At 47.0% G+C, this 4,627-nt stretch carries 4 protein-coding genes; 3 read left to right on the top strand and 1 reads right to left on the bottom strand.

Annotated features, from left to right (window positions below):
* From NK638_RS11905 to NK638_RS11915, 3 genes are all read left to right on the top strand, one after another.
* Positions 1 to 828, top strand: an 828-nt coding sequence (locus NK638_RS11905) for a PQQ-dependent sugar dehydrogenase (protein ID WP_274633174.1), incomplete at its 5' end; no start/stop codon positions are given.
* Positions 829 to 945: 117 nt separating this feature from the next.
* The gene (locus NK638_RS11910) at positions 946 to 2,595 is read left to right on the top strand and encodes a BCCT family transporter (protein ID WP_274633175.1); all 1,650 of its coding nucleotides are present in this window, start codon (positions 946 to 948) and stop codon (positions 2,593 to 2,595) included.
* A 197-nt stretch (positions 2,596 to 2,792) separates the two neighbouring features.
* Positions 2,793 to 4,421, top strand: coding sequence for a BCCT family transporter (locus tag NK638_RS11915; protein WP_274633176.1), 1,629 nt, complete (start codon positions 2,793 to 2,795; stop codon positions 4,419 to 4,421).
* A 24-nt stretch (positions 4,422 to 4,445) separates the two neighbouring features.
* Here the strand turns inward: NK638_RS11915 and NK638_RS11920 are convergent.
* Positions 4,446 to 4,627 (bottom strand): hypothetical protein (locus NK638_RS11920; RefSeq protein ID WP_274633177.1); only part of this gene is annotated, 182 nt, incomplete at its 5' end.

The raw sequence follows: 4,627 nt of genomic DNA on the forward strand, positions 1-4,627 counted from the left end.
GATAGCGGCAAGTTTGGGGCAAAAGTCATCAAAGCGGCACTAACGGGGCTGGATACTGAGACGCCAAGCTTACAAGCGCTGGTGCCTATCTGGGAGCAAGCCCCAAAGGTACGCGGTCAAGGTCACTATAGCCATCGTTTGCTCTTCTCCCCTGATGGTCAGTATCTATATATCAGCTCGGGCGATCGCCAACAAAAAGCCCCCGCGCAGGATATGAGTGGCAACTTGGGAAAAATCATACGGTTACATCCAGATGGCTCTGTGCCAAAGGACAACCCATTTACCGAAGATAAGCACGAGATTGCCAAGCAGTTTTGGTCGATAGGTCATCGCAATGTTCTTGGTATGGTATTTGACGATGCAGGCAGACTTTGGGCGCATGAGATGGGGCCGCGCGGCGGTGATGAGTTTAATTTGATCAAAAAAGGCCGTAACTACGGCTGGCCGGTCGTCTCAAACGGCCGCAATTATAATGGGACTGATATTCCTGATCATGATACGCGGCCTGATTTTGCTGCGCCTCATATCACTTGGACGCCTGTTATCTCACCGTCTTCAATGAGCATTTATGCATCCGGCCGTCATAACGACTTTCCTGCATGGCAAGGGCATGCGCTTATCAGTGGCCTGTCCTCACAAGCGCTGATGGTGGTGCGCCTTGACAGCAACAATGGCAGTGAGAAAGCAGGTGAGCGTTATCGGTACGATATGGGGGAGCGGGTGCGTAGTGTGTTGGCCGTCGATGGGCGAGTGTGGCTGCTCGAAGACGGCAAGGATGCCAAACTGTTACAGTTGGTCAGTCAACACGCCCTAATAAAACCAAAATAGAAATATAGTATCAGCTGTGTTTTAGCGGTATTTTTATTGAGTGAAATTGTGTAATTAATTGATAAATAAAGGTTGGTTTGTTAAGGTAAGCTTCTTTAGGAGGTGAGATATTAACGGATGAATGACGTAAAAGTTGAAAGAATGGGTCCTTTCCCAAGGGTCAATAAGCCAGTCTTTATCACATCAAGTATTTTGATTGTTGGCTTTATTATATTTGGGGTGCTCTTTACAGAAGCGGCAGGCGCACTATTTGGGTTTTTACAAAGCTTTATCACTACCAACTTCGGTTGGTTTTTTATTCTATTGATGAACGTGGCGCTGGTATTTTGCCTATATCTGATCGCAAGTCGTTATGGTGATATACGTTTGGGTAAACAGACGGAGCGTCCGCAATATAGCTTGGTCTCTTGGATAGGTATGCTGTTTTCAGCAGGTATCGGTATTGGGCTGGTTTATTGGGGCACCGCCGAGCCGTTATATCATTTTATGGCACCACCGCTGGGTGAGGCTGAGACCGTGGAGGCTGCCAAGCAAGCGATGAACTTCTCGTTTTTGCATTGGGGGCTGCATGCATGGGCGATTTATACCATCGTGGCGCTATCTTTAGCGTACTTCCACTTTAGACGGGGGTTGCCGCTGTCTATACGCTCGACTCTGTATCCGATATTGGGGCAAAAAATCTATGGACGCTGGGGCCATACTGTCGATGTTTTAGCGGTATTTGGCACGATGTTTGGGGTAGTCACTTCGCTGGGGTTGGGGGTGATGCAGATCAACTCAGGCCTCGAAAACCTATTTGGTTTTCCTAACAGTGTCGGTGTGCAGTTTGCTATTATTGCCTTTATCACGCTGCTGGCTTGTGGTTCGCTGATGTTGGGCCTTGATAAAGGTATCAAGCGCTTAAGTGATATCAATATGGGTCTGACAGGCTTGCTACTGGCGTTTATGGTGGTTTTGGGCCCGACACTATTTATCTTTGATAGCTTTTTTGAAAACGTCGGAAACTATTTGGCCGCTATGGTGCCACTGAGCTTTTGGGGCGAGGCGTATAGCAATACCGATTGGCAAAGTAGCTGGACGATTTTTTATTGGGCATGGTGGGTTAGCTGGTCGCCGTTCGTTGGGGTGTTTATCGCACGTATTAGCCGTGGTCGTACCATTCGTGAGTTTACCCTTGGCGTGCTGCTTATTCCCATGACGATTTTGTTTTTTTGGTTTACCACCTTTGGCGGGGTGGCCATCCATATGGAGCTGCTCACCGCCCTTGACCCCGCTTTGGTGAGTCCAGGATTGGTCGACGCGGTAAATGCAGACTTCGGCAGTGCGATTTTTAGACTGATTGAGTACTATCCACTGACCAAGCCAATTACGTTGTTGCTCGTCATCATGATTGTCCTGTGGTTTGTGACTTCCTCTGACTCGGCCAGTTTTGTCATCGATATGCTGACTGCTGGTGGTGATACCAATCCGCCCAAGATTCAGCGTTTGTTTTGGGCGACGATGGAAGGTTTAATCGCGGCGATTTTGTTGGCTGCAGGTGGATTGGACGCATTACAAGCCGCTGCCATCGTTGCAGGTCTGCCATTTGCATTGGTCATCTTTGTGATGATGTATTCGTTATGGCGCGGTTTGAGCCGTGATCGCTTGATTTTGTACCGCGCGCAGCAGCAGTATATTACGGATGAGTCTATCGATCGCAATACCGCTGATGAGTTTGTCGATGAAGAGTTATTAAAGGGGCCGCCAAAGATTGTCAAAGGTGACTAGTCTTTATGTGTAGGCTAGCGCCGCGAAAAACAGTGCTAATTCACTGTGTTAAGTCACCTATTAAACAGTCATGCCACAATAGCTCTGAGAATTCAGGGCTATTTTTTTTGTATCAAAACTTAACAATTGAGGGCGAGGTTTGATAAATGGGTAACATATTGTTAAGGTAACTCACCCTAACATATTGGATAACTAAGATGAGTGAACTCAAAATAGGTCGCTTAGGGCCTTTTCCGCGAGTAAATAAACCGGTGTTTATTGCGTCTGCAATATTGATTGTGGGGTTTATTATATTCGGCGCTTTGTTTCATGAGCTAGCAGATACGATATTTACTAGTGTACAAAGCTTTATCACCAACCGCTTTGGTTGGATGTTTATTATTTTAATGAACGTGGCCGTGGCGCTGTGTCTGTATTTAATCTTTAGCAAATACGGTGATATCCGCTTAGGTCATCAAACCGAAACCCCGCAATATAGCCTGCCATCTTGGATAGGTATGCTGTTTTCAGCGGGTATCGGTATCGGCATCATGTACTGGGGCACCGCAGAGCCTGTCTATCACTTTATGGCGCCGCCACTGGGTGAGGCCGAGACAGTAGAGGCTGCCAAACAAGCGATGAATATCTCATTTTTGCATTATGGGATACACGCTTGGGCTATTTATGCCATCGTGGCGTTGTCATTGGCTTACTTTCATTTTCGCCGTGGCTTGCCTTTATCGATTCGCTCTAGTCTCTACCCGATATTGGGCCAAAAAATCTATGGCAAGTGGGGACATACGGTCGATACACTAGCGGTCTTTGGTACCATGTTTGGCGTGGTTACTACCTTGGGTTTTGGCGTATTGCAGATTAACTCTGGACTTGAGGGGTTATTTGGTTTACCTAATTCTGTCACCATGCAGGTGATCTTAATTGCCTTTATCACCATACTTGCCTGTGGCTCATTGCTAATGGGCTTGGATAAGGGTATCAAACGCCTAAGTGATACCAATATTGTTTTGACCTTTGTGTTGTTAGGGTTTGCTTTTATCATGGGACCCACACAGTACATCATGGACAGCTTGGTCGAAAACACCGGCAACTATATACAAAACATCGTCCAGCTCAGCTTTTGGAGTGAGGCCTATAGTAAAGGTGATTGGCAGTCTTCATGGACGATATTTTACTGGGCATGGTGGATCAGCTGGTCACCATTTGTCGGGGTATTTATCGCGCGTATCTCTCGTGGTCGTACCATTCGTGAGTTTTTGCTCGGCGTGTTATTTATTCCGATGATTATTTTATTTTTCTGGTTCACGACCTTTGGCGGTGTCGCAGTAGACATGGAGCTGATCGGTAACCCTGGGTTTATCGAGGTGGTACAAAACGATTATGGTAGCGCCATCTTTAAGCTGATGGAGTTTTATCCATTTACCAAAGCCACGACGATGTTGATCGTTCTGATGATTGTATTGTGGTTTGTGACCTCATCAGATTCGGCCAGCTTTGTCATTGACATGCTGACTGCTGGCGGCGATACCAATCCGCCTAAGATTCAGCGTTTGTTTTGGGCCATTATGCAAGGTCTGGTAGCGGCTATTTTGTTGGCAGCGGGCGGGCTTGGCGCCTTGCAAGCGGCGGCTATCGTCGCAGGGTTTCCCTTTGCTATCGTGGTATTTGTCATGTTGTATGCCATGATACGTGGGTTCAACCGTGATGAGCTGATACTGTATCGTGCCGAACAGCGCTTTATCACTGATGAGTCGATTGAGCACAATACTGCCAATGAGTTTGCGGATGAAGAGCTACTAGAAGGTCCGCCAGAAATCGTTAAGGGTGACTAGGCTTGTCCGCAATTTGGCCGCTAGTTATCTATAGGGCGTGTTGAACATTCGCAAATAGGCACTGCTGATCGCTAAAATTGTTCCAGACAAGGCACAAAGCGACGATAATGCAGATGCCTTAGCGAGATTTGTAACGCAGTATGGGGCAATTTTAGCATCAGCCCGCAGGGACAGGACTCTTTTTTGCCGCTTCATCGTTAAAAATA

The sequence above is a fragment of the Psychrobacter sp. A3 genome (genome assembly GCF_028823565.1).
Taxonomy (GTDB): Bacteria; Pseudomonadota; Gammaproteobacteria; order Pseudomonadales; family Moraxellaceae; genus Psychrobacter; species Psychrobacter celer.

Coding starts and splice junctions, on each gene's coding strand:
- NK638_RS11910 (WP_274633175.1), top strand. CDS start 946: ATGAATGACGTAAAAGTTGAAAGAATGGGTCCTTTCCCAAGGGTCAAT.
- NK638_RS11915 (WP_274633176.1), top strand. CDS start 2,793: ATGAGTGAACTCAAAATAGGTCGCTTAGGGCCTTTTCCGCGAGTAAAT.